Origin of the sequence: Shinella sp. JR1-6 (assembly GCF_004284735.1) — a bacterium.
Lineage (GTDB): Bacteria > Pseudomonadota > Alphaproteobacteria > Rhizobiales > Rhizobiaceae > Shinella.
This window is the reverse complement of the sequence record NZ_SHMI01000016.1, coordinates 1-24,380: the sequence shown is the minus strand read 5'-3', so window position 1 is coordinate 24,380 and position 24,380 is coordinate 1. Positions and strand designations below refer to the sequence as shown.

The following is a 24,380-nucleotide window of genomic DNA, read 5'->3' as shown; positions in this document are numbered from 1 at the left end:
AAATTGCGTTACCTCTGCTTGCCTGTCAATATGGGTGTCCTGCGCCCGCAAAAATACAACGCAGGCGCGTCAACTCCCCAGATTTGGGGAGGCCGGTGGGCAGGAGTGACGATTGTTTGCTATGTTTTTGTTAACGGTCATGCCTCATCGTGGAACCATCCTCGGAGGTCGCGTGCAAGTACGGGAAATCATTGATGAAGTCTGCTGATCCTGCAGCGCTGGATGTTTCCCAGACTGACCTCCACGCCATGGCCTATACGGACCCGTTGACCGGGCTCGGCAACCTTTACCGGCTGCGCGACAAGGTGCGCCAGATCGCCAAGGAGCGTGAAGAGGACCCGGCACCGTTTGCCATCGGCATCGCCAATCTCGATGGTTTCAAGCCGATCAACGACCTTTTCGGCCCGCGTGCGGGGGACGAGATCCTCTGCCAGGTCGCCCATCGCCTGAAAGCCTGCATTCCCGACGGCGCCACCGTCACGCGCCATGGCGGCGACGAGTTCGCCTTCGTGCTGCCGCTGGTCTTCGAGCGCAAGGGCGCGGAGAAGATCGGCCAGATGCTGCGTGAGGTGCTTTCGGCCCCCTTCGACCTCGGCGACCGCAACGTGCGCCTTTCGGCCTCCTTCGGCTTTGCCATCTTTCCCTTTGCCGGCGAGGATTTCACGGAACTGCTGAAGAGCGCGGACACGGCCCTCTACCGTTCCAAGCGCCGCGGCCGTGGCCAGATCACCGTCTATTCGCAGGAAATCGCCCAGGAGATGAAGCGCGCCACGCAGCTCGAGCAGGCGCTGCGCAATGCCATCATCGCCAATGAGGTGGACGTGCATTTCCAGCCGATCGTCAGCCTGCGTGACGACACGGTCGTCGGCTTCGAGGCCCTGGCGCGCTGGTGCGATGCCGACCTCGGCTACGTTTCTCCCGCCACCTTCGTGCCGCTCGCCGAAGAGCGCGGCTTCATCGATGCGCTGTCCGACACGCTCCTGCGCAAGGCCGCCGAGACGGCGCTGTCCTGGCCGAAGGAGCTGTTCCTCTCGTTCAACCTCTCCTCCGCCCAGCTGATGGACCCGAAGACGGCCTTCAACACGCTGGCGATCCTCAACCGTGCCGGGCTCGATCCGCGCCGGCTGGAGCTGGAGATCACCGAGACCGCGGTGATGACGGATGCCGACACCGCACAGAAGATCGTCGGGGAACTGCGTGCGGCGGGCGTGCGCATCTCGCTCGACGATTTCGGCACGGGCCAGTCGAGCCTCGGGCGCCTGCGTGACTTCGCCTTCGACAAGGTGAAGATCGACCGCGCCTTCGTCTCGCGCATTTCCAACGACAAGGCCTCCGAACACATCATCAAGGCGATCGTCGCCATGTGCGAGGGGCTCGATCTTGCCGTCGTCGCCGAGGGCATCGAGGATTTTTCCGAGGCGCTGAAGCTGAAGGCACTCGGTTGCGGCATGGGGCAGGGCTATTTCTACGGCAAGCCGCAGGATGCCGTCGCAACCATGCGTTTCCTCTCCGATCGCTATGTCAGCGTCGAGGGCCGTGCCGCCTCCTGAGGCGTCGTCCCGAAACAGGTCGCTTCGATAAAATTGCAGGCATTTGTTTAGCCGGATGGCAAACAACCTGCGGTATGGTTGGTTCCAGAGTGAATGTTCGTGAGTGGAGCCACGGATGACGACCATCAAGGATATGCCCGTCAGGGCGAACAGCCGTTCCAAGGTCCGTATTTTCGCGACGGTGCGGGTGATGCATCAATCGACGCGGGCGCGGGTCATCGACCTTTCCCCGACGGGCATGGCCTTCGATGTGGAAAAGCCCATCCAGGCCATGGCCGGCCAGCTGGTAACGGTCGAGAGCGAGGAGCTGGGTCGCCTCAGCGGCACGGTACGCTGGTACACCAACGGCCGCCTCGGCATCGAGTACAAGCTGTCGACCAATGCGCTTGCGCAGATCACCTCCTATTTCCGCTTCTTCCATGAAGAGGTACAGCCGGTCCTGCGCCGCTGATCTTCAGGCTTCGCCGCTGCGGCCCAGCCGGCCTTCCTCGAGAAGCCAGTCCCGCACCCGCCGGGCTGGCCCGTTGAGTTCGCGCGAGCGCGGCCAGACGACGTGGAAGGCATCGTTTGTCCTCAGCACATGGCCGCCGACGGTGACGAGCGCGCCCGAGCGCACCTGCCCGTCGATGAGGTGTCGCCAGCCGAGGGCGACGCCTTCTCCCGCCAGCACGGCCTGGATCACCAGCACATAGTCGTTGATGGCAAGCCGCCGCGCCTGCGCGGGATAGCGCACACCCGCGCTGGCGAACCATTCCGGCCAGTCGCAGGCTGCCCGCACCGGCTCCTCCAGGTGGATGAGCGGCAGCTTCAAGAGTTCTTCCGGCGTCGTCGCATGCCCGCGGCTCTCCACGAAGGCCGGGCTTGCGACGGCCGTGATCACCTCGGGCGCCAGCAGCGCGGCATGATAGCGTGGCCACTTCGCCGGATCGCCGCCACGAATGCCGAGCGGGATCGGCTCCTCGTCGAGGTCGAGATCGCGCACGCTGGTCTGGATGCGCAGGTCGATGTCGGGAAGATCGGCGCGCAGCTTGGCGAGCCGCGGCAGCATCCACATCGAGGCGAAGGCGGTGGAGGCGGCAAGCGTTACATTCGCCTCCCGCCCCTTGGCGCGGATGTCCTCCGCCGATTTCTGGATGCGCGACAGGCCGAGCGTCACGTCCGCATGGAAGCGCTCGCCGGCATCGGTCAGCTCCACGGCGCGGTGGACGCGGTGGAAGAGCGCGACACCCAGCTGCTCCTCGAGATTGCGCACCGCATAGGAGACGGCCGCCTGCGTCATGCCGAGTTCGGCGGCGGCGCGGGTGAAGTTCTGGTGCCGCCCGGCAGCCTCGAAGATGATGAGACTGGAGGCGGAGGGAAGCAGGCGGCGCAAGGTTTCCATAAATGAAGCTTATAGTCTTCGTAAGTTTTTTCCAGCGTCACAAGGCGTCGTTTCACGCCTAGCCTCGTCCAGGATTATGGAGGCGACAATGGCAGACGCAGCGACGATCGAAGCACCGGCACGCAGGGGGAGGGCGCGACCTGCCCGGCGGGATGGCGCCGCCAAGGCGCTCGGCGTGCCCTATATCGTGCGGGGCATCCCGACCTATGATGTGCTGTCCGAGGAGAACCTGCAGAAGATCGAGCGGGCAGCGGACTGCATCCTCGCCGAAGTCGGCATCGAGTTCCGCGACGATCCTGCCGCCATCGACCACTGGAAGCGGGCCGGTGCGAAGGTCGAGGGTCTGCTCGTGCGCTTCGAGCCCGGCATGCTGCGTGAGATCGTTTCCTCGGCGCCCGCCGAATTCACCCAGCATGCCCGCAACCCGGCCAACAATGTCCAGATCGGCGGCAACAAGGTGGTCTTCTCGCCGGCCTATGGCTCGCCCTTTGTCATGGACCTCGACAAGGGGCGGCGCTACGGCACGCTGGAGGATTTCCGCAACTTCATCAAGCTCGCCCAGTCGAGCCCCTGGCTGCACCATTCCGGCGGCACGATCTGCGAGCCGGTCGACATCCCCGTCAACAAGCGCCATCTCGACATGGTCTACAGCCATATCAAGTATTCCGACCGCGCCTTCATGGGCTCGATCACCGCTGAGGAGCGCGCGGAGGATTCCATCGATATGGCGCGCATCCTGTTCGGTGTCGATTTCGTCGACCGGAACTGTGTCATCCTCGGCAATGTCAACGTCAATTCGCCGCTCGTCTGGGACGGCACGATGACGAAGTCCCTGCGCGCCTACGCCCGCGCCAACCAGGCCGCCGTCATCGTGCCCTTCATTCTCGGCGGTGCCATGGGGCCGGTCACCAATGCCGGCGCTATCGCCCAGTCCTTTGCCGAAACACTGGCCGGCTGCGCGCTCACCCAGCTGGAGCGCAAGGGTGCGCCGGTCATCTTCGGCAACTTCCTCTCCTCCATGTCGCTGCGGTCAGGCTCGCCCACCTTCGGCACGCCGGAGCCGGCCATCGGCTCGATGGTCGTCGGCCAGCTCGCCCGGCGCCTGAAACTGCCATTGCGCTGTGCGGGCAATTTTTCCAACTCCAAGCTGCCGGACGGTCAGGCCATGCAGGAAGGGCTGATGTCCATGCTGTCGGCGGTGCATTGCGGCGCGAACTTCATCCTGCATTCCGCCGGCTTCCTCGACGGTCTGCTTTCCATGTCCTACGAGAAGTTCGTGATGGATGCGGATCTGTGCGGCGCGCTGCATTCCTATCTCGCCGGCGTCACCGTCGACGACAACACGCTCGCCATGGACGCCTTCCTTCAGGTCGGTCCCGGCAGCCACTTCCTCGGCTGCGACCACACGATGCGCAACTACCAGACCGCCTTCTGGGATTCGGCGCTGTCCGACAACGAGCCCTTCGAGAAATGGAGCGAGGAGGGCGGCTCGACCGACATGGCGACCCGTGCCAACCGCCAATGGAAGAAGATGCTCGCCGAATACGAAGCGCCGCCGCTGGACGCCGCGATCGACGAGGCGCTCCGCGACTACATGGACCGCAAGAAGGCCGCCATGGCCGACGCCTGGTATTGAGGCCTCTGGGCCGCGCACGAAAAACCCGGTGGCGCAGGGATGTGCCACCGGGCTGGAGATCAGACGGAGCCTGCCGGATTATTCGACCGGCTGGGTGGTGGCCGGAGCCGTGCCCGTATCGGTTGTCGACGAGGTCGTCGAGGTGTCGACCGGGGTAGTGGCCTGGCGTTCGGCAACCTGCTGCGCCGTGGTCTTGAATTCCGGCGCGGCCTGCAGGCTTTCGGCGGTTTCGGTCGTCGTCAGCTTGACGTCGTCCGTGTCGGGGACCTGCGTGATCGAGATCTTCTCGAACGGAACCGCGACCCATTTTTCACCGATGCCTAGGAAGCCGCCGACACCGACGACGGCTGCGGTAATGCCGCCGTCCTTCTCCATGATCAGGTCGGAGATCTTGCCGATGCTTTCGTCGGCGCTGTTGTAGACGGCCTGGCCGAGATAGGTGTTGGCGCTGATCTGTTCCGGCGACTGGGCCGTCAGATAGTCACCGCCGGCAGCCGGAGCCTGGGCCGTGTCCTCGGTCGGGGTCGTTGCCGGCGTCTGGGCCGTATCCTCGGTTGCAGGCGTGGTCGGGTTTGCAGCGGTGTCGCCGGGCGTGGTGCCCGTTGCGTCATCGCCGGTCATGCCCGGCTGCTGCTCCATCGTCTGGGTCTGGCCGGCGGCGGGCTGGTTGGTGTCCTGGGCATAGGCTGCCGGGGCAATGGCCGCGCCGAGGAAAAGGGCACCAGCGGCAACGGAAGTGAGAAATTTCTTGGTCATTTTGAACCTGCCTTTCGTCTCGTTGGCATCAAGGCGGGGCGGTCTTGAAAAGGGGCCGTCCACACCGGTTGATGGACAAGGAACGACGACCCCGGGCTTTGGTTCCGATAAAAATTGCCTTCTTTTTGATGGCTGCCATGCATTTTTGATGCAGGAAGCGGCCGCGGGATCGCAGGCCGCTCCCGGCTTGATGAGCCCTTAGAGCGTGAATGCCGGCTCGAAACGCCCCTTCACCGCAAAGCCCAGTTCGAAGGTCTGGCCGGCATGCGGATCGGCAAGGCGACCGGCCGCCTCCAGGCCCTGCCAGGCCGATGTCACCATGAGCCGATCGGCTTTGTCGCCGATGAAGGCCGGGCAGCTGGCCTGCGATGCCGGCACCAGATGGCGGGCGATCTTCGTGCCGTCGGGCGTGTAGACGTCGACGGCGTTCGCACCCCAGCGGGCGTTCCAGATGAGCCCGTCCGCATCGCAGACCGCTCCGTCGATGTCGCCCGGCGTGCCGGTCTCGTCGCTGAGCACTTCGGGCGTGCCGGTGGGCAGGCCGGTTTTCGGGTCGAGCGCGACACGCATGAGGTGGTTGACATGCGAATCGGTGAAGTAGCCGGTGCTGCCGTCCGGCGAGAAGCAGATGCCGTTCGGGATCGTGACGTTGGAGAACAGCTTCGTCACCGTCGTGCCGGCGATGTGGTAGATCGCGCCCGAATGTTTTTCCGCCGTGCGGCCCATCGTGCTCGCCCAGAGCGCGCCGGACGGGTGGACGCGCCCGTCATTGGAGCGGTTCTGCGGCTTGTCTTCCAGCGTGAGATAGGGGCTGAGCGCTCCATCGGCGACCTTGCGCAGGAAAAGCCCCCGGTCGGAGACGATGAGCTGGCGCTCCGGATCGACGACGGCCAGCACGCTGCCGAGGAAGGGCAGCGCATGGGTCGCCTTGGTCATGGTCGCAAGATGCAGTTCATGCAGCATCTGGCCCGTAATGTCGAACCAGTAGGCCTTGCCCGTCGCCGGATCGTAGGTCGGGCCTTCGCCGAGCTGCGAGGCCGTCTCGCAGAGGGTGCGGCCGGTAAAGGAATGGATCTCGGTCATTTCTTGCCTCCATAGACGGCGTCATAGGCCTCGACCGTCGCGCGGGCGCGGCTGCGCACCTCGTCGGCGCCCATGCCGACCTTGTAAAGGCTGGAGCCGAGGCCGAAGCTGCGGATGCCGATGGCGGCATAGTCGGCAAAGTTCCTTTCCGAGACGCCGCCGACGGCCGCGATCTCCAGTTCGGCCGGCAGCACGGCGCGGATCGCCTGGATGCCGGCCGGACCGAGCACGCTGGCAGGAAAGAACTTGAGGCCCGTTGCCCCGGCGCGTGCGGCGGCGAGCGCTTCCGTCGGGGTGAAGACGCCGGGCATCGTCACCATGCCCTTGGCAGCGGCGGTGGAGATGACGTCGGGCTCGACATTCGGGCTCACCATCAGCTGCCCGCCCACGTCGGCGAGCCGGTTGACATCGGCGACGGTGAGCACGGTGCCGGCGCCGATCAGGCAGCCCTCCGGCGCCATCTTCACGGCCGTCTCGATCGAGGTGAAGGGATCGGGCGAATTCAACGGGATTTCGATCGCGGTGAAGCCCGTCTCGATCAGGGCGCCGACGACGGCTTCGGTCTCGCTCGGCTTCAGGCCGCGCAGGATGGCGATCAGCGGGTACTTCATCGGGGGGAAGGGGATGCGGTTCATCGGTTCAGCTTTCTCGGAGAGCGCGTCCGGGATGGGCGGATGCGCGTTGCAGTTCATGTTCAGAGGGACCAGAGCGCCCTTGCGCCCGCGGCAAGGCCGGTGCGCACGGCGGCGTCGGCGTCGATGACGGACGGGGAGATGCCGGCGGCGGCAAGGGCGTCCTTGTAGAGTGCGCCGAGCCCGCCGGACACGACCAGCGCAACGGGTGTGCCCTCGGCGACGAGCGAGAGAGCGCCGGCGATCTCCAGGCCGATCAGCGTGCCGGAAAGGCGCGCCTTGGCATCCACGGGCGAAAGCCCCGCGATCAGCGAGCCGGCGCGCACGGAGAAGATCTGGCTCGTCGCCAGCGCCGGATTGGCGACCATGCGCGTGACGGCGGCGCGGAAGGCCGCGTTGTCGCCGGCAACCGGTCCCGCCTCGGCGATGGCGTGGCTGAGGATGGTGTTCTTGGCAATCGCCTCGAAGAGTTCGCCGGTCATGAAGGTGGAGAAGCCCGCCACCTTGCCGCCGGAAAGGCGCACCCATTTGCTGTGCGTGCCGGGCATGCAGACGAGGTGGTCGCCGTCGCCGAGTGCGTCGGCCGCGCCGAGCAGCTGGGTCTCCTCGCCGCGCATGACATCGGGTGCGGCCGCATCGCGCTGGGCAAGGCCGGGCAGGATGCGGATGTCGGCGGTAACGCCGGGAATGCGCACGGCCGCGGCGGGAATGTCGGCAAGCGCGGCGGGCGTATCGAGATAGCCGGCCTCGACCCAGCCCTGCTTGGCACCGGCCATGCCGCAGATGAGGACCGGCAGGTCCGCGGGGGCCGAGACGGCGGCAAGATGGCCTTGCAGCACCGCGGCAAAGCCGGTGCGGGCGGCGGTTGTCATGCCTTCGCCGCTGCGGCGCTCGGCGATCACGCCGCCGTCCCTGCCGACGAGCCAGAGGCGGAAGCTGGAAGTTCCCCAGTCGACCGCGGCATAGGCGGCGTCGGGGGCGGTATCGGGTGTGGTCATCAGAGCATGCCTCCGTCGACGATGAGCGTTTGTGCGGTTATGGCGGCCGAGGCGTCCGACGCCAGGAAGAGGCAGGGGCCGACCATGTCGTCGGCGATCAGCGAGCGCTTCAGGCACTGGCGGGCGATGCCGCCGGCCACCGCGTTCTCGTCGATCCACAGGCGCTTCTGCCGCTCGGTCAGCACCATGCCGGGCAGTATGGCGTTGACGCGGATATTGTCCGGCCCGAGCCGGCCGGCAAGCGACTTGGTGAGGCCGACAATGCCGGCCTTGGCGGTGGCATAGCCGGGAAATTCGCCCATGTTGAGCAGGTAGGCGATCGAGGAGAAGTTGACGATCGCTCCGCCACCGGCCGCGCGCATATGCGGCGCCACGGCCTGGGCGGCGAAGAAATGGTGGCGCAGGTTCACCGCCTGGTTCTCGTCCCAATAGTCGGGTTCGACGGTTTCGAGGTCGTGCCGGTCGTCACGCGCTGCATTGTTGACGAGCACGCGAAGGCCGCCGAACACGGTGGCGGCCCGTTCGACCGCTCCACGCAGTGCATCGATGTCGCGCAGATCTGCCCTAATATAGAGGGGGAGATGCTCGACCGTTCCGTCGAGTTCCGAGACGAGGTTGCGGCTTTCCACCTCGGCGATGTCGAGAAAGGCGACACGGGCGCCAGCGGCGGCAAAGCCCTTCACCAGCGCCGCGCCGATACCCGAGCCGCCGCCGGTGACGAGAACGCCCTGTCCTGCAAGATCCGGATAGCGGCCTGTCATCGGCACTCTCCCATAAATTCCATTATTTGGAACTGAGTTTGATTATTCGGAATTATTCCGCTACGATGCCGGCCTGTCAAGGGATGGCCGGGGGCTGCGACAATGACGAACGAACGGGACGAGGAGGGAAGCACCGGCACGCTCGGCAAGGCGATGGCGGTGCTGGAGACGGTGGCGCTCGCTGAGCGCCCCATGCGTTTCACCGATGTGCTCGCGGTCATCGGTCAGCCGCGCGGTACGCTGCATCGCCAGCTCACCCATCTCGTGCAGGAGGGGCTGCTGGAGCTGCGCCCCGACCATGCCTATGTGCCGGGCCTGCGGCTCCTCAAGCTCGCATCCGCCAGCTGGGCACGCAACGAGTTCCGCGCCGTCGCCGCGCCCTTCCTTGAGGTGCTGCACCGGGAGACCGGCGAGACCGTGCATCTCGGCGTCCTGCGCGGCCGGGAAATCATCTATCTCGACAAGGTCGAGAGCCGGCAGGCCGTGCGCATGAACTCGCAGATCGGCAACGCCTCGCCGGTCTATTGTACCGGTGTCGGCAAGGCGGCGCTCGCCGCACTCGATGCCCAAGCGCTCGACGCCCTCCTGTCGCAGCTGGAATTCCGTCGCTTCACGCCGCAGACGATTACCAGCCGGACGGCGCTTGTCGACGAACTGGCAACGATTCGTTCAAGCGGAATCGCTTTCGACCGGGAAGAGCACGAGCCCGGCATTCGCTGCGTCGCTGCCCCGGTTTTCGATGCCGGCCGTGCGCTCGTCGCCGGTGTTTCCGTAACGGGGCCGGCCTACCGCGTCGGCGAGGCGCAGCTTGACGACTGGGCGCCGCGCGTGCGTCATGCGGCCGGCGCCATCATGGCGGAATTGACCGCTCGTCTCGGTCCGCAACGGTAAGTCGAGAAAGAAAGTCCGCGGATGATGGCATGGTTGTCTTCTGGCACCATTTTACGGTAAATTAGAAAATCGCGCTGGACGCGGAGTAGGGGCATCATTAGCTTCCGTCACGACCAGCTCACGAGTTGCGTCGCTCACCGCGAACTTGAGGCGCGGTTCATCGAACATACTTGCATTGGGATACGGGGGTTCCTGAGGCAAGCAGTGCATTGTGACGGCAGTTTCTTGCCGCACGGGCGCGTGCGTGCTTAAGGAAGATGGATATGGCCGATCGATTTCATACGGCATCTGCACAGTTCCGGCACCGCTGGGACCCGGGGCCTGCGGCGTTGGGCTCGCAGGCGGACGTGGCCGAAACACTGGATGGCCTTGCCAAGCACTACGGCCTTCGCGGTTATCTCCTGATCAACGTGCCGTCGGAAACCTCGACCGACTTCTCTTCGAATGTGCTGCTGACGTCCTGGCCGGACGAAATGCTCAAGACCTACGACCATGCCGGTCTGATCTTCGGCAGCCCCGTCATCGAGCGCCTGCGCCAGAGCACCAATCCCTTCACCTACGACGCCGACCGCACGAACCATCGCCGGCCCGACGGCAAGGCGGCGATCGCGGCCGGCCTTTTCGAACGGCACGGCCTGTCGCGCGGGGCTTACTTCCCGGCCCACAATTCGGCCGGTCTGCGCGGAGCGCTTGCCTTCGGCGGCACGCGCGAAGCGCTCAATCCGCGGGAAATGGCGGAGCTCAACGCCGTCGCGAACCTCATTTTCACCGAGGTTGTCGAACTGCGGGCCGGCCGCCGGCAGAACGTCTCGCTCTCACGCCGCGAGATCGAGTGCCTGTCCTGGGCCTCCGCCGGCAAGACGAGCGTGGAAATGTCTGAAATCCTCGGCCTTTCGGAATATACGGTCAATCATTATCTCAACCGGGCGACGCGCAAGCTTGATGCCGTCAACCGTGTCCAGGCGGTCGCCAAGGCGATTCGCGCTGGGCTTTTGAACTGATGTATAAAAAAACCTTGCGACTTTCTGGAATGCGCGCGGTTCCGCTCCAAATGCCCAAGGCTAAGAATAAAATTGCGGGGAACCATGACGGCTGACGAAACGAGCAGCACCGACAACCAGCTACGGGACGAAGGCAGCGAGATCGCCGCTCTCGAAACGCAGTTCGACATCGTGCGCTATATGCGGCGCAAGTGCGAAGAATACGGGCTCAAATTTTTCATCGTCTTCAACCTGCCGGGTTTCGAGGCGGAAAAGCTGTCGGCTTACTCCATCGTCAGCAATTGGCCGCAGGAAATCCTGGCGAAATACGATGCCCTGCGCATGGTTCGCCACAGCGCCGGCATCCGCAAGCTGCGGCTCACCACGGTGCCGTTTTCCTATGACATGCGGGAATGGATCGGCGACGCTTCCGAGTCGCTGGACTTTACCGAACTGCTCGACGTCATGACCGGCCACGGCATGCTGGTCGGCCATTTTTTCCCGGTGCACGATGCGCTCGGCAATCGCGGCGCCATCGTCTGGGGCGGCGAGAACCCGGCGCTCGGCCGCGACGAGCGGCTGATGCTGCAGATGATCTCCATCCACCTCTTCAACCGTCTGGCAGAGATCGGCGCAGCCTGGAAATCCGGTCAGGTCGTCCTCACCGAACGCGAGATCCAGTGCCTCAGCTGGACGGCGGCGGGCAAGACCAGCCTGGAGATTGCCGAAATCCTCGGCCTTTCCGAGCACACGGTGAACCATTACCTCAACCAGGTCACCCGCAAGCTGGAAGCGGTCAACCGCACCCAGGCTGTGGTCAAGGCCATCCGCCGCGGGCTGATCGCCTGAAGGGGCGCCGAGGCTTTCGGTCGCGGGCGAAAACGTTTGGCGCGCGCCTTCCCGTGCACTATCTACGGGAAAGAGGGCCGCGGCCTGATGCCGCGACGGGTCGATCGAGGGTTTCATGACTGACGTAAGCAAGGAACAGGTGCTGGAACGGCTGCGCACGGTGCGCGGCCCCGACATGGACGGCAACATCGTCGACCTCGGCCTCGTCTCCGATGTTTTCATTTCCGATGGCAAGGCCTATTTCTCCATCACCGTGCCGGCCGAACGCGCCCGCGAGCTCGACCCGATGCGTGCCGCCGCCGAGCGCGTCGTGAAAGAAATCCCCGGCATCAAGGCCGCCATGGTGGCGCTGACGGCGGACAAGCGCGCCGCTTCCGGCCCCGCCGCCGCGCGCGCGCCCACGCCGCCGGGCCGCGGCGATGCCCACAGCCATGCCGGCCATGCCCATGCCGCATCCGGCCAGCCGCAGCAGCGCGCGAAATCGGGCATTCCCGGCGTCGGCACCATCATCGCGGTCGCCTCGGGCAAGGGCGGTGTCGGCAAGTCCACCACCTCCGTCAACCTCGCTCTGGCGCTGAAGGCGAACGGCCTTCGCGTCGGCATCCTCGATGCCGATATCTACGGCCCCTCCATGCCGCGGCTCTTGAAGATCTCCGGCCGACCGCAACAGCTCGAAGGCCGCACCATCAAGCCGATGGAGAATTACGGCATCAAGGTCATGTCCATGGGCTTCCTCGTCGACGAGGAGGTGGCGATGATCTGGCGCGGCCCGATGATCCAGTCGGCGCTGATGCAGATGCTGCGCGAGGTCGCCTGGGGCGATCTCGACGTGCTCGTCGTCGACATGCCGCCGGGCACGGGGGATGCGCAGCTCACCATGGCCCAGCAGGTGCCGCTTGCCGGTGCCGTCATCGTCTCCACCCCGCAGGACCTCGCCCTCATCGATGCGCGCAAGGGTCTCAACATGTTCAACAAGGTCGAGGTGCCGGTGCTCGGTCTCGTCGAGAACATGAGCTATTTCATCGCGCCGGATACGGGCAACCGCTACGACATCTTCGGCCACGGCGGTGCACGCAAGGAGGCCGAGCGCATCGGCGTGCCCTTCCTCGGCGAGGTGCCGCTGACCATGGACATCCGCGAGACGTCGGATGCCGGAACGCCCGTCGTCGTCTCCAATCCGGAGGGCGCGGCCGCCAAGACCTATCGCGCCATCGCCACCCGGGTCTGGCAGGAGTTGCAGGCAATCGAAGGCAAGGGCGCCCGCGGCGCGCCGTCCATCGTCTTCGAATAACCGAACCTTTCGCGTCCCGGGAGGTTGCCGGGGACGGCCTTGCTTTTTATGTTGCGCCGCGCAATATGCGCGGCCGACCGCTGAAAGGTGGCGTCCAATCAGGAGTGTGAGCGATGGTCCTTCCCGGAGCCACTCGCCGGTGATCACGGTTTTCCGTCCCAACGGCGAGGCGCGCACTCTGCCGGTAGCAACCGATTCTGAGGTCGCCGAAGCGCTTGCCGGCGCCGTCTGGGTCGACCTGCTCGAACCCAGCCGCGACGAGGAGGCGCTGATCGAGCGGATCCTGTCGATCGAGGTGCCGACCCGCGACGAGCTGAAGGACATCGAGCCGTCGAGCCGTCTCTACACGGACGGCAGCGCGGCCTACATGACCGCCTCGCTGATGGTGAAGGCGGAAAGCAATCTGCCGCACCTCACCGACGTCGCCTTCATCCTCATGCCCGACCGGCTGCTGACGGTGCGCTATGCCGAGCCGCGCTCGTTCTCCCTGTTCAAGAGCGCCATGCACCGCATTCCGGGCGGCTGCAGCTCGCCGACGGTGATGATCACGCGGCTGCTCGAGACCGTCGCGGACCGCACCGCCGAAATTCTGGAAACCGCGGTTGCGCGTGCCGACAAGCTCTCGCTCGAAGTGTTCGGCGACAAGCGGCATCTCAGCCGCCGCCCGCCGCGTTATCTGGAAGACCGTGTCGTGCAGGTCTCCGCGCTCCATCGCCTCGTCGCCAAGACGCGCGACAGCCTGATGTCGCTCTCGCGCGTCTTGACCTTCCTGCACGGCCTGCCGGGGCTGCAGTCCGATCGCGACAGCCTGGAACTCTGCCGCACCGTGACGCGGGACGTGCAGTCGCTGTCCGAGCACGCCAATTTCGTCGCCGGCAACATCACCTTCCTGCTCGATGCTTCGCTCGGCCTCATCAGCCTCGAGCAGAACGCCATCATCAAGATCTTCTCGATCGCTTCCGTGGTGCTGCTGCCGCCGACGCTGATCGCTTCCATCTACGGCATGAATTTCGAGTTCATGCCGGAACTGCGCATCGCTGCCGCCTATCCGCTGACGCTGGCGGCCATGGTCCTGTCGGCAATCGTTCCCTTCTTCTTCTTCCGCTGGAAAGGCTGGCTCTAGGCCTGATCGTCCCATGCAAGCACATGCCGCTAGCGCTCCGCATTCCCGCAGCAGGGCGCGCACGCTGTTTCTCCTCGCCCTTGGTTCCGTCGGTGTCGTCTATGGCGACATCGGCACCAGCCCGCTCTACGCCTTTCGCGAGGCGCTGCGTCCGGTCGCCGATGACGGTCTCGTGCGCGAGGAGGTCGTCGGCCTCATCTCGCTGATGATCTGGACGCTGACGATCATCGTCACATTGAAATACGTGCTCTTCCTGCTGCGCGCCGACAACCATGGCGAGGGCGGCACGCTCTCCCTGCTGGCGCTGCTCACCAAGACGGCGGGTGGCCACGCCACCGTGCTCTTCTTCATGGGCGCCGCCGGTGCTGCGCTCTTCATCGGCGATGCGATGATCACGCCGGCGCTGTCCGTCCTGTCGGCCGTCGAGGGCCTGAAGCTGGTGACGCCGACGCTCGGCGACTATGTGGTTCCGATCTCCGTCGTCATCCTTGTCCTGCTCTTTGCCGTACAGTCCTGGGGCACGGCGGCGGTGTCGAAGTTCTTCGGTCCCATCACCGCCCTCTGGTTCATCGTCATGGGCGTCGGCGGCATCAACCATATCAGCGACGACCTCGGCATCCTTGCCGCCTTCAACCCGTATTACGCCGTGCTGTTCATGTATAACGAAGGCTATGTCGGCCTCGTCGTGCTGGGCGCGGTCTTCCTGACGGTGACGGGCGCGGAAGCGCTTTATGCCGATCTCGGCCATTTCGGCCGCCGGCCGATCCAGTGGGCCTGGTTCTGTCTGGTCTTCCCCGCGCTGACGCTGAATTATCTCGGCCAGGGCGCTCTGGTGCTCGCCCATCCCGAGACGATCGCCAATCCGTTCTTCCTGATGTTCCCGAAATGGGCGCTGCTGCCGGTCGTCGTCCTTGCGACCTTCGCGACGATCATCGCCAGCCAGGCCGTCATAACGGGCGCCTTCTCGCTGACGCGCCAGGCGATCCATCTCGGCTTCCTGCCGCGCATGGAGATCTTCCACACATCGGAAACCCAGACCGGCCAGATCTACCTGCCGGGCGTCAATACGGTGCTGCTCTTCGGCGTCATGATGCTGGTCTTCATCTTCGGCTCCTCCGAAGCGCTGGCGACCGCCTATGGCATTTCCGTCACCGGCGCGATGGTGGTGACGACCGTGCTCGCCTTCGAGTTCCTGCGCAAGCGCTGGCGCTGGTCGCTGCTGGCCACCGCCACCGTGCTGTTGCCGCTCTTCCTGCTCGAACTCACCTTCCTCGGCGCCAACCTGCTCAAGGTGCATGACGGCGGTTATGTGCCGGTCATGATCGCCGGCGTCGTCGTCGTCCTGATGTGGACCTGGACACGCGGCACGAAGATCCTGCGCGAAAAGACCCGGCGCATCGAGGTGCCGCTGCCGGCCTTCGTCAAGTCGGTGGAAAAGCAGAGCGCGCATGCCCCGGTGCAGGTCACCGGCACGGCAATCTTCCTCACCAGCGATCCGGATTTCGCCCCTGCCGCGCTCCTGCACAACATCAAACACAACCATGTCCTGCACGAGCGCAACTTCATCCTGACGATCAAGACCGCCAACACGCCGCGCGTCATTCCGGCAGAGCGATTCTCGGTCGAGAAGGTCTCCGAGCGCTTTTCGCGCATCGAGATGCATTTCGGCTTCATGGAAACACAGAACGTTTCCCACGCCCTCGGCCTGATGCGCAAGGCGGGGCACAAGTTCGACATCATGTCGACCTCGTTCTATCTCGGCCGCCGCAAGCTGGTGCCCGATGCCGAATCGGGCATGCCCATGTGGCAGGACAGGCTCTTCATCGCGCTCGCCAACATCGCCACCGACCCTTCCGACTACTTCCGCCTGCCGACCAACCGCGTGGTCGAGCTCGGCTCGCATGTGGTGATCTGACGAAAACGTGAAGGGGAGGCGGACGCCTCCCCGAAAGCCGTTTATCAGCATTAACCAACCATCAAGAAGGTTGTCTGCTTTGTACGCTCTTGCGGAATTTAAGTAACTTAAATTATTACAATGAGTTACGTAAATCCGTTGGAGTGTAAAAGCTTGCTGTAATGAACTTTTCGCCTAGTCGAATCCGATGCGACTATGTCGCAAGCGCCCGGAACCGCCCGCTGATCCGTCCGTCTTGGATCCTGTATGCAGAAACTCCGTTGCGAGGATGATGTCGGCCGATTGGTCGCTGCTATCGAAGAAGAATTCTGTGATGATATCCCGGATTGTCGTATGAGCTTCCGAGCGACCGCTATAGCGGGCCATCTCAGCGTGATGGTTCAATGTGAAGGCGTAGCTGCTCGCACCGATCATCGAGGAGGAAAGCCCCCTTCAAATTACACCCAGAGCCGCCTGATCATGACGGCCCGGTCCTACACACAAAATTACACCATCTTGACGGACGCAACCCGCTCGGTCGGGCACTCCGCGCACGGTTCAGTTCGAAGAGGCAGACATCTGGCCAAGGATCTATCACTGTTCACTTGTCGGCCGCTCAAGCATTAAAATTCTGGCTTGATCCAGAAGACGTGCGCTTAAATCCAGGCATTGATCGGCGGTTAGTTCGAGGTGAATGCTGCCGCCAGATTTGCCTTTTTCCCACTGGAGGACGGCGACACTCTTAACTCCCATATAATTTCTTACGGTAAAGCCCGTTAAATTTGCCGTCTCTTCATGTAAGCTTCTCATCTCTGGACCTTTTTCTGAGTTTCGAGGTCTGCTTGCCAACAGGCTGCGCTCCACTTCCATCAAGCTAAAGTTGTTTCACCACGTCCTCTGCTCTAAGCTCAAAGTTGCCGTTGAGCGTGTTGATCACGATAGAATTGACGACTATGCCCGCATCATTCGGCACCAACGCCTGCAGGGCAGCCCGAAGAGACGGGAAAGATGCGCTGCCATCATTCCACGTCTCAACTCCGTTATGCTCAGTTCTGTCACGGTAATAGACCATCGCGGGCGCATCCATATGACCGAAAATGAGCTTTCTTTCTGGTGAATTCGTCGATTTTTGGTTCATTCAAACGCTCTCATTCAGCGTGTTTTCGCTCACGTTAATTGAACCACCTAAGCGGCTTGTTTAACTGCTCGCTTATTGACGTTCCCAACTTCATTAATCTTTCCATCGCCTCCGGATAGTTTGAACTGACCGACGAGTTTCGAAAGCCCGGCGCTGATCATTGCGAGTGCAGCGGTGGCTGCATTCGTTTCTTCCATCATGGCCGCGTTCTGCTGGGTGATCTGATCGAGATTTGCAATGGCGCTGTTAATTTCCCTTATCCCTGTCGCTTGCTCCTGAGCCGAATGGACAATTCCATCGATATGCTCATTGATCGACGTGATCCTGTCACCAATCGATTGCAGGGCACTTCCAGTCGCATTCACCAGCGAAACGCCGCGCATCACATCACTCGAGGATTTCGCGATGAGGGTATCGATTTCCTTTGCCGCTCGCGCGGAACGTTGGGCAAGTTCCCGAACTTCCTGAGCAACGACCGCAAAGCCCTTTCCTGCTTCTCCGGCGCGTGCGGCTTCAACGCCGGCATTGAGAGCCAAGAGGTTTGTCTGGAAGGAAATTTCCTCAATGACGCCGATTATCGACGTGATCTGTCGGGATGAATCTTCAATCGCGGTCATGGATGAGATGGCGATTTCGACAATCTCAGTCGATTTACGTGCCTCTAGCGCGGAAGCTTTCGCCAGTTCCTGCGCGTCCTTTGTTCTACCTGATGCTTCGCCGGCAACAGTAGTTATCTGCTCAAGCGCGGCGGCGGTCTCTTCCAAAGCGGCGGCCTGCTGCTCTGTCCGTGTTGCCATGCCGCTGGCTGCGGCAGACATATCGACAACGCCACACGACATCTCGTTCATCGCTGACCTTACGTCGCAAAGCGTGTCCTCAAGGCGTGCCACCGCGTCATTATAGTTCTGCTTGAGATCGGAGAATTGCGGGGAAAGTTCCTCCGAAATGCTCGACGTCAGATCTCCCGCCGCCAAAGCGGAAAGAGCAGAAGCGATTGCACCCTGCGCCGCATCCTGGCTTTCCTGAAGTGCTATCCGCGCCTCTTCGGACTTGGCTCTTTCCGCGTCCAATGCCTCCAGATAGGTAGAAATCGAATAATCAATATCAACCATCGCGGCTTTCATGATCGCAGCCATTCGCTGCGATAGCTTTGCTGCTTTTTTCCGGAATAGAACGCCCTTCAATTCATCTCGGAGGACCGCATCAAACAGTTCTTCGATAATCAGTGCATATCCGCCAAGGTACCACCGTGGCTCCAGGCCAAGCCGGGCATGCGTACGACCGATCGTTGTGACAGCATCGACGTACTGTGCGTCAAAGCGCGCCGAGGCAATGGTTTCCCAATGCGCGACCTGCCGTTCCTTGGCATGCGCCACATGGGCGTCGTTCGCGAACATTCTTCTCGTTTCAGGAACGGTTTTCACCTTGGTATATAACTTATCGAGCGCTGCACCGATCGACCGGCTGATCAAGGGGCGCAATTCCGCGAGGGCAACTCGCTGTTCTGCGTCGAGATTGACGAAGTCCAGGCGCTCGTTGATCTGAAGATTTTTGCGGGTATCATCGTTCATGGTGAGCGTTTCCTCTGGGTGCAAAGTGGGAGTGCTGGCAAGCGGCTGATAACGTCTGGCAAACTGTTCACGTCGCAGGCCTTGCTGAAGAACCAGCCTTGCAGGAAGTCGCATTTCATGCCTAGCAGCATTGCGACCTGTTCGGCGTCTTCGACCCCTTCAGCAGTAACTACCTTGCCCAGGCCGTGCGCGATGTTGACAACCCCGCTGACGATCGCCTGGTCCTTCGACGACTTTGTGATGTTGGAGATGAAGCGCCGGTCGATCTTTAGCCGGTCGATGGGAAGTTCCTGAAGATGTGTCAGAGAGGCGTAACCTGTTCCAAAGTCATCAAGAGCAACCTCCACGCCGGCTTCGTGCAGACGTCGAAGCCCATGTTCAACGCGCTTCTGATCCCGTCCAAGAAACATTCCTTCCGTTACCTCGACGCAGAACAGTTCCGGTCCTATTCCCGTAGCGGCGCAACGCTCGAAGAAAAGGTCAAGAAATGCATCGGATCGGAAGTCGGAATTCGTGAGGTTGAGTGCGACGCGTCCCACCGCTACGCCACCGGCGCGCAAAACGGCCATATCATTGAAGACCTTCTCCAGCATGAACATGCCCAGAGCTGCACGCATCGCTGGGTCCTCAAATGCTAGCGAGAAATCCAACGGCGTAATCATTCCTCGGGTGGGATGCTGCCATCGCATCAGAGCTTCGAGCGACACCAGCGAATTGGGGCGTGCACCGACGATCGGCTGATAGAAGAAGCGAAACTCCCCGCGCTTCAGGCCGTGCTCGATGTCGAGCAGTGTCGCGGATCGCTGCTCGACCCGTTCTCGTAGCGTATGTTGGAACAGTTCAAACCTGTCGCGTCCAAGAGACTTTGCGTGATACAAAGCCATATCCGCCGCCTTGAAAAGACTTGTGGCATCACGTCCGTGTTCAGGGAAAACGGAAATCCCCATGCTGGCGGAACAGCGCCGTGGGGAGCGTTCGATCTCAATTGGTTCGCGAACAGCGTCCAGAACGGCCCCAAAAAAGCCGAAGGCCTCGCCAACGTTCACGCCGTCCAGAATGAGACCGAATTCGTCTCCACCGAGGCGCGCCACAAAATGCCGATCCTGAGCGAGCGGCTTGAGACGTTCCGCAATTATCTGAAGCAACAGGTCGCCTGCATCGTGCCCGAAAGAATCGTTGAGTTCTTTGAACGCATCCAGATCGAAAAGCGCCAAATACAGTCGACGGTCGGCGACGGTTCCCTCTGCGACCAGTTCCGCTATGTATTCCTGAAACCGCCGTCGGTTCGGAAGCCCCGTCAGCGCATCGAGATTAGCAATCGCCCTGTGGTGCTCTTTGCTTGCCCGCAGTTCTTCTTCTATCAGCTTTCGTGGCGTAATATCGAAGCGAATGGCGGTATAGCTGTCAACTTTGCCAGCAACCGATATGTGTGGGACGATGGTGGTAGCCACCCAATACAGCGTACCATCCTTGCGCCGGTTACAGATTTCGCCATGCCAGATCTTGCCCTGTGCGATGTGGCGATACATCTCACGGAAGAATTCAGTATCATGCATCCCGGAGCGCAAGATCCGGTGGTTGGCTCCGACAAGTTCGCTTTGGGTGTAGCCGGTGATTTGGCAGAACTTCCCGTTGACGAATGTGATGGTGCCTCGCACATCCGTAACGGCAACGATGGCCGCGCTGTCGAGGGCATATCGAATAAATTCCTCGGTTTCCCGGTACGGTAGTGATGCGGCCGGATTTCCGTCACGAAAACGCGGCTCTGCTATGAGAGACGGGCTCCCTTTGCAGAGAATAGATGCTCTTTCCGATTCCTGACCCATGCCCACTTCCAGAAGACAACTTCGACGACCCAAAAGGCGACAGTATGGGAATAATGAAGGGTCTGGTTGCACAACACGCCTGTCCTGTTAGGCAGTTATCAACCATATTTTAGTTGAATATGATTCGGGCGAGTTGTGCCGGTACGCTCAGGTCGGAATATCAGGACGTGAGGCCATCTTGGATATAGAAACCCTGAAGAAACTTGCGGACGCAACACAATCGATTTGTGGGGCGCAAGACAAAATTGGGCTATTGAATTCGCTCCAAAAGAGTTTCGCATCCTTCGGCTTCGGCAGCTTCAATCTGGGGTGCCATAAACCCGATAAACATGAAATTGCGCTCAATCCAACTCTCACGACTTGGCCAAATAGCTTTATGTTGGAATATGAGCGCCGGAATTGGGCGGATTTCGATCCCAACCTCGCGCGCGCAGTCGTAACCGAGAAGCCGATCTGGTGGAGCAGCCAAGACATATACAGTTGCCGGTATCAGCAAAGCTATCTCGACTTTCTGCATAGCAGCCCGTTGAAGGGTGGCCTTCTGGTGCCGCTCTCTAGACGATCTGGCACTATCAGCTGTGTCTCGGTGGAGGCTCACGGTGAAAAAAAAGTTGATGATCGGACGACCCACGCAGTTGTGGTGATCGCAAACTCCGGCCTCTTAAAGGCGGAGGCACTTGGTCTTTGTTCAGCGATTTCAACTGATGAAAGCCACGCACTGCGCGAGCTTTCGCCGAAACAAGCAGAAATTCTTAGATGGGCGGCAGAGGGAAAGTCGAACGCCGACATCGCTACCATTGTGGACATTTCGGAGCGGGTTGTGAAATATCACATGAGTGAAATTCTGCGAAAGCTGGGGGTCGCCACGCGCGCGCAGGCAATATCGAAGCTGACGCAACGGCAATAGCCGCTCATCTCAACGCTGGCCGATTGCAAGATGGTCGGTAGTCTTCGCTCGACCTTTTGGCATATGGCTGTATCCGGGAAACACGTTCAACGGTTTCGGGAAGGATCACAGCATGTCTCACCTCAAGGCCCTCAAGCTCGCCTCCGCAGTTCCTGTTCGCGCGGCTGTCGATCCGGTGCAGCGTTCGCGGGAAAAGATGATTGCCGCGCTGGCCGAGCAGAAGCAGATGGCCGAGGCAAAGATCGCCGGTCAGACATTCGCGCCGACGCATATCGTGCGCAAAAAGAACGCCGAAGGTGTCCGCGTTGAGGTCGAAACGCTGAAGCGTGTACGGCAGGGCTGGTTCACCGACGGCAACGGCAAAGTGTTCTTCGCCATCCGCTATGCGGGCAAGGCTATCGAATTCGCCAAGGACAAGAACGCCATCGAGGCGGGCGAGCTGTCGGCACTGCCGAAGGTCATCGACACGCTTGCCGAGGCCGTTTGCGCTGGCGAGCTTGATGCGCAACTGACCGCTGCTGCCGTCGAACGTAGCAAGATGCTGCGCAAGGCGAAGTAAACCGCGCACTTTTCGCGGGGCAAGCATCCGAAGGCCATGGGATCATAAATGATCCCATGGCCTTCGTGCGTTCCGGTAGGGCCGGAACGCTGTCAAAGAGCGTCACGGACGCGCGTTCGGGTCGGTGCGCAGTGCAGCAGCATTTTTGGTAGCGGCGCTATTCCTTGATGCTTCTGTGTGTCTGCGCGGTAGCAGCACAAATGGATCCGACTGTCCATGCGGTGTGGATGCGTTCACTTCGGGTAGTCTGCCGGCAAGGGGCCGCCCCAAAGCTCTCCGTTGGGGTTTCCAAGTTCGTCAAAGTTGAGCGCTGCACGAACACTTTCTCGCACTTTCTCAGCAAGTTTGATCGCATTTTCCGCGCGAACATGGACGGCATTAGTGTCGAGCGAGTAGCGCACGCGGACATAATCATTGTCTTTCGCCAATGCGTTGAATGCTCTTAGCATTCCCTTTTTCGGCTGCAATCCTATCTTGATCGCTTCAGCAAGCATGGCAGGTAGATCATGCTGGAATGCTCGCAGTTCAGGGATCAGCTTTCCATGAGACCTCATATAGGTCTTCAGGAATAGTTCGCAGGAATGATAAGCCAGCAGGCGCGTTGGGCCACACGTGAGCGCCGATCTTGACGTAAACGAGGTTCGCGCCGCTTCAAGATATTCGTCGGCCAACAGAAATATCCCAAATGGCGTGGCACCAGTACTTTCCGGGATCATCGATGTCCTCTCATTCGCTTTCCGCCTTCGGGGAGTGGGCATTCAGACTTAGCCACACTCATCTTTATAGCGTCACCCTGCTTCTTCACTCGCCCTTTTTTTCATCTGGAAGTTCCCTCCCGCCGAAACAGCAGCGGGAGACGCACAGCATGCAAGAGCACGGACAGCCAATCCAAAACAGCGACAGCCAATCTCACGAACGCATCGAGCAAGCGCGTATTGATCTCGCCTTGCTCTTCATGACCGATATGCATGTTGGCTCCGAACGCTTGTACAAAATCAAGCGCAAGGGAACGGCACTGAACCTACAATTCGATGTCGATGGCGACATGCGTTGGCGCAGCTACAAATCGGCACTGTCCTGGCGGATCACAATGCTGCTCACGTTGACCGAGAACAGAACCGTTACCGTCCACGAAATGGACCAGCCGGGACGCTATCGGCAGATGTTTCCGAATACTCTGCTTCGCCGTCTGCAATGGCACGCGCGACCGAAAGCGGATTTCCCGCCAGTCGCCCGGTTCCACGATCCCCATGGCAAAGCGGTCCTCTTGGTGACGCGAAGCCGGTTCTGCGGGCATGCAGTCGATGCACTTCACAATCTTACGGATGGCGGACCTGTGTTCCAGCCGCTCTGGATTTCCGACATCACGGCATTGCGCCCAATGCTCGGCGTCGGGCTGGTCCGAGACCACGCCTTTTCCGCCACGATGCCGGTCAGCGCCTATCTGGAAGCTGCCGGGATGAGCGGTAGGATTGTGGAGGAGCCGAAACTGGCTTCTCTGCCACTCACCGGCAAGGTCACGCGTCTTCCCGTGCCGCCGTCATCGCAAAGTGTTGCAGCCATCTTCCGGCAGGAATGCCATCACAATCCAACTCTCGCGAAACTGCAAGGGCGGTCGATCTACGAGGACTACGCGTTTTCGCGTGGCACAGATGGCGGATGAAAAGTTCGCTCGGCAGAACTTTTCACCTATGCATCGTACCGGGCCGGTGAGCGCCATTGGATCGGTTCATGTTGTCAATGTTACGTAGGCGCTCGGCAAGGCTGATCACGTTTCCCGCGTATCTGGAGGTCTTTGCGACTATATCGGCCTTTGACGGAAAGACGCCCGACCTTTCTTGGGATGGAAGCGATCGCTTTGAGGTCAGATCATCTGTCCAGTTAGTATCTTGTAAAGGGTTCTTATACCCTACAGCCACTGCACGATCAAACCAGTCAATAACCCCTTCATCTTCAACACAACTCCCATGAAATGAATATTCCTTCAAAGAACACTCATTGCTCTTATTCAACGTGAAATGATTCACACGGTTCTCATTCGCATTCAGAAGCGAAATCGTACCGTCGATATCATCGTGAGCAGTATCAACAGATGTGTTCACATTTCGGCGGGAGATCAACGTGTTTGCCACCGCAATGCCGCTCTTTGACTTCCCGGCGGTCCCTCCCTTGGGGCCGAGTGTGAAACGCAATGACTGGAACCCGGAATGTTTTTGGCAAAGCCATTCCGCATAAGCTCTAATGTCCGCATCTGGCCACCACTTCCGGGCTGATAGATCGTATTCGTAGTCAGTGGCATCGCCGACCGGACCATTATCCTTGTAGTCGTCCTCGATGCGAAACTTCAGCGCGTATTGGATCAACTTTTTCAGGTTCAATCCGACACGGCGTTTATCCGCAAGCGGCTTGATTAAGACCTGATAGGATGCGCCGTATCCGCTCTCGCGCAGGGCGTCGCTCACCTCGTCTATGGTAAGTGAGAGCGGCGGTGCAAAAGTCGGCCACGGTAGCGGCGGCATAATGCTGCTGCGGGCGGAGTAAAATCCGGCCACCT

Annotated in this window: 24 protein-coding genes; 12 read left to right on the top strand and 12 right to left on the bottom strand. The window is 61.3% G+C overall.

Features of this window, described 5'->3' with window-relative positions; all coding sequences use genetic code 11:
- Nucleotides 1–194: 194 nt before the first annotated feature.
- Together EXZ48_RS23295 and EXZ48_RS23290 are read left to right on the top strand one after the other, a co-directional pair.
- Nucleotides 195–1,550 (top strand): bifunctional diguanylate cyclase/phosphodiesterase, encoded by a 1,356-nt coding sequence (locus EXZ48_RS23295; RefSeq protein WP_023515451.1) that lies wholly within the window; start codon nt 195–197, stop codon nt 1,548–1,550.
- A gap of 115 nt (nt 1,551–1,665) precedes the next feature.
- Nucleotides 1,666–2,001: a PilZ domain-containing protein gene (locus tag EXZ48_RS23290; protein WP_023514081.1), complete on the top strand. Its 336-nt coding sequence runs from the start codon at nt 1,666–1,668 to the stop codon at nt 1,999–2,001.
- Nucleotides 2,002–2,004: 3 nt separating this feature from the next.
- On the opposite strand, the gene EXZ48_RS23285 is transcribed toward EXZ48_RS23290, so the two are convergent.
- Nucleotides 2,005–2,931, bottom strand: coding sequence for a LysR substrate-binding domain-containing protein (locus EXZ48_RS23285; RefSeq protein ID WP_023514080.1), 927 nt, complete (start codon nt 2,929–2,931; stop codon nt 2,005–2,007).
- An 88-nt stretch (nt 2,932–3,019) separates the two neighbouring features.
- Between EXZ48_RS23285 and EXZ48_RS23280 the strand changes: the two genes are divergently transcribed.
- Nucleotides 3,020–4,567, top strand: coding sequence for a trimethylamine methyltransferase family protein (locus tag EXZ48_RS23280; RefSeq protein ID WP_245462337.1), 1,548 nt, complete (start codon nt 3,020–3,022; stop codon nt 4,565–4,567).
- 78 nt (nt 4,568–4,645) lie between these two features.
- Here the strand turns inward: EXZ48_RS23280 and EXZ48_RS23275 are convergent, their stop codons facing one another.
- The 5 genes from EXZ48_RS23275 to EXZ48_RS23255 form a co-directional block, all read right to left on the bottom strand.
- A complete protein-coding gene (locus EXZ48_RS23275) occupies nt 4,646–5,323 on the bottom strand; it encodes a PRC-barrel domain-containing protein (protein WP_023514078.1) in 678 nt (225 codons plus the stop codon).
- Between the two features lie 198 nt (nt 5,324–5,521).
- Nucleotides 5,522–6,406: an SMP-30/gluconolactonase/LRE family protein gene (locus EXZ48_RS23270; protein ID WP_130518667.1), complete on the bottom strand. Its 885-nt coding sequence runs from the start codon at nt 6,404–6,406 to the stop codon at nt 5,522–5,524.
- Entirely contained in the window at nt 6,403–7,041 is a 639-nt protein-coding gene (locus EXZ48_RS23265) for a 2-dehydro-3-deoxy-6-phosphogalactonate aldolase (protein ID WP_037405823.1), read from the bottom strand. The genes EXZ48_RS23270 and EXZ48_RS23265 overlap by 4 nt, the downstream gene beginning before the upstream one ends.
- A 59-nt stretch (nt 7,042–7,100) precedes the next feature.
- Entirely contained in the window at nt 7,101–8,036 is a 936-nt protein-coding gene (locus EXZ48_RS23260) for a 2-dehydro-3-deoxygalactonokinase (RefSeq protein WP_130518665.1), read from the bottom strand.
- On the bottom strand, nt 8,036–8,797 hold the full coding sequence (locus EXZ48_RS23255) for an SDR family NAD(P)-dependent oxidoreductase (protein WP_130518663.1): 762 nt from the start codon (nt 8,795–8,797) through the stop codon (nt 8,036–8,038). The genes EXZ48_RS23260 and EXZ48_RS23255 overlap by 1 nt, the downstream gene beginning before the upstream one ends.
- A 102-nt stretch (nt 8,798–8,899) precedes the next feature.
- On the opposite strand from EXZ48_RS23255, the gene EXZ48_RS23250 reads away from it, so the two are divergent.
- The 6 genes from EXZ48_RS23250 to EXZ48_RS23225 all read left to right on the top strand — a co-directional run bounded on the left by EXZ48_RS23250 (nt 8,900) and on the right by EXZ48_RS23225 (nt 15,846).
- Nucleotides 8,900–9,688 carry an IclR family transcriptional regulator gene (locus EXZ48_RS23250; protein ID WP_130518661.1) on the top strand — a complete coding sequence of 263 codons (789 nt, stop codon included), beginning with the start codon at nt 8,900–8,902 and terminating at the stop codon, nt 9,686–9,688.
- A 263-nt stretch (nt 9,689–9,951) separates the two neighbouring features.
- Nucleotides 9,952–10,689 carry a LuxR family transcriptional regulator gene (locus EXZ48_RS23245; protein ID WP_023512467.1) on the top strand — a complete coding sequence of 246 codons (738 nt, stop codon included), beginning with the start codon at nt 9,952–9,954 and terminating at the stop codon, nt 10,687–10,689.
- 84 nt (nt 10,690–10,773) lie between these two features.
- Nucleotides 10,774–11,517, top strand: coding sequence for a LuxR family transcriptional regulator (locus EXZ48_RS23240; protein WP_023512466.1), 744 nt, complete (start codon nt 10,774–10,776; stop codon nt 11,515–11,517).
- Between the two features lie 115 nt (nt 11,518–11,632).
- On the top strand, nt 11,633–12,808 hold the full coding sequence (locus EXZ48_RS23235) for an Mrp/NBP35 family ATP-binding protein (RefSeq protein ID WP_130518659.1): 1,176 nt from the start codon (nt 11,633–11,635) through the stop codon (nt 12,806–12,808).
- 139 nt (nt 12,809–12,947) lie between these two features.
- Nucleotides 12,948–13,931: a magnesium transporter CorA family protein gene (locus EXZ48_RS23230; protein ID WP_023512464.1), complete on the top strand. Its 984-nt coding sequence runs from the start codon at nt 12,948–12,950 to the stop codon at nt 13,929–13,931.
- Between the two features lie 13 nt (nt 13,932–13,944).
- Nucleotides 13,945–15,846: a potassium transporter Kup gene (locus EXZ48_RS23225; RefSeq protein ID WP_050743417.1), complete on the top strand. Its 1,902-nt coding sequence runs from the start codon at nt 13,945–13,947 to the stop codon at nt 15,844–15,846.
- 573 nt (nt 15,847–16,419) lie between these two features.
- Here the strand turns inward: EXZ48_RS23225 and EXZ48_RS23220 are convergent.
- Genes EXZ48_RS23220 through EXZ48_RS23205 form a run of 4 tightly spaced genes read right to left on the bottom strand, consistent with a single transcriptional unit; the run spans nt 16,420 to nt 20,360 of the window.
- Nucleotides 16,420–16,698, bottom strand: coding sequence for a hypothetical protein (locus tag EXZ48_RS23220; RefSeq protein WP_130518657.1), 279 nt, complete (start codon nt 16,696–16,698; stop codon nt 16,420–16,422).
- 1 nt (nt 16,699) lies between these two features.
- Nucleotides 16,700–16,963 (bottom strand): hypothetical protein, encoded by a 264-nt coding sequence (locus EXZ48_RS23215; protein ID WP_130518655.1) that lies wholly within the window; start codon nt 16,961–16,963, stop codon nt 16,700–16,702.
- A gap of 47 nt (nt 16,964–17,010) precedes the next feature.
- Nucleotides 17,011–18,534 carry a globin-coupled sensor protein gene (locus tag EXZ48_RS23210; protein WP_130518653.1) on the bottom strand — a complete coding sequence of 508 codons (1,524 nt, stop codon included), beginning with the start codon at nt 18,532–18,534 and terminating at the stop codon, nt 17,011–17,013.
- A complete protein-coding gene (locus tag EXZ48_RS23205) occupies nt 18,531–20,360 on the bottom strand; it encodes a bifunctional diguanylate cyclase/phosphodiesterase (RefSeq protein ID WP_130518651.1) in 1,830 nt (609 codons plus the stop codon). The genes EXZ48_RS23210 and EXZ48_RS23205 overlap by 4 nt, the downstream gene beginning before the upstream one ends.
- A gap of 178 nt (nt 20,361–20,538) precedes the next feature.
- On the opposite strand from EXZ48_RS23205, the gene EXZ48_RS23200 reads away from it, so the two are divergent.
- Both EXZ48_RS23200 and EXZ48_RS23195 read left to right on the top strand, forming a co-directional pair.
- On the top strand, nt 20,539–21,267 hold the full coding sequence (locus tag EXZ48_RS23200) for a LuxR C-terminal-related transcriptional regulator (RefSeq protein ID WP_130518649.1): 729 nt from the start codon (nt 20,539–20,541) through the stop codon (nt 21,265–21,267).
- A 112-nt stretch (nt 21,268–21,379) separates the two neighbouring features.
- A complete protein-coding gene (locus EXZ48_RS23195; RefSeq protein WP_130518647.1) occupies nt 21,380–21,826 on the top strand; it encodes a hypothetical protein in 447 nt (148 codons plus the stop codon).
- A 233-nt stretch (nt 21,827–22,059) separates the two neighbouring features.
- Here EXZ48_RS23195 and EXZ48_RS23190 read toward each other — a convergent pair whose 3' ends face one another.
- Nucleotides 22,060–22,542 (bottom strand): HEPN domain-containing protein, encoded by a 483-nt coding sequence (locus EXZ48_RS23190; RefSeq protein WP_165909394.1) that lies wholly within the window; start codon nt 22,540–22,542, stop codon nt 22,060–22,062.
- A gap of 149 nt (nt 22,543–22,691) precedes the next feature.
- On the opposite strand from EXZ48_RS23190, the gene EXZ48_RS23185 reads away from it, so the two are divergent.
- Complete coding sequence (locus EXZ48_RS23185; RefSeq protein WP_165909393.1) at nt 22,692–23,489, top strand: DUF2958 domain-containing protein; 798 nt, start codon at nt 22,692–22,694, stop codon at nt 23,487–23,489.
- 22 nt (nt 23,490–23,511) lie between these two features.
- On the opposite strand, the gene EXZ48_RS34975 is transcribed toward EXZ48_RS23185, so the two are convergent.
- Nucleotides 23,512–24,380, bottom strand: an 869-nt coding sequence (locus tag EXZ48_RS34975) for a hypothetical protein (RefSeq protein WP_165909392.1), incomplete at its 5' end; no start/stop codon positions are given.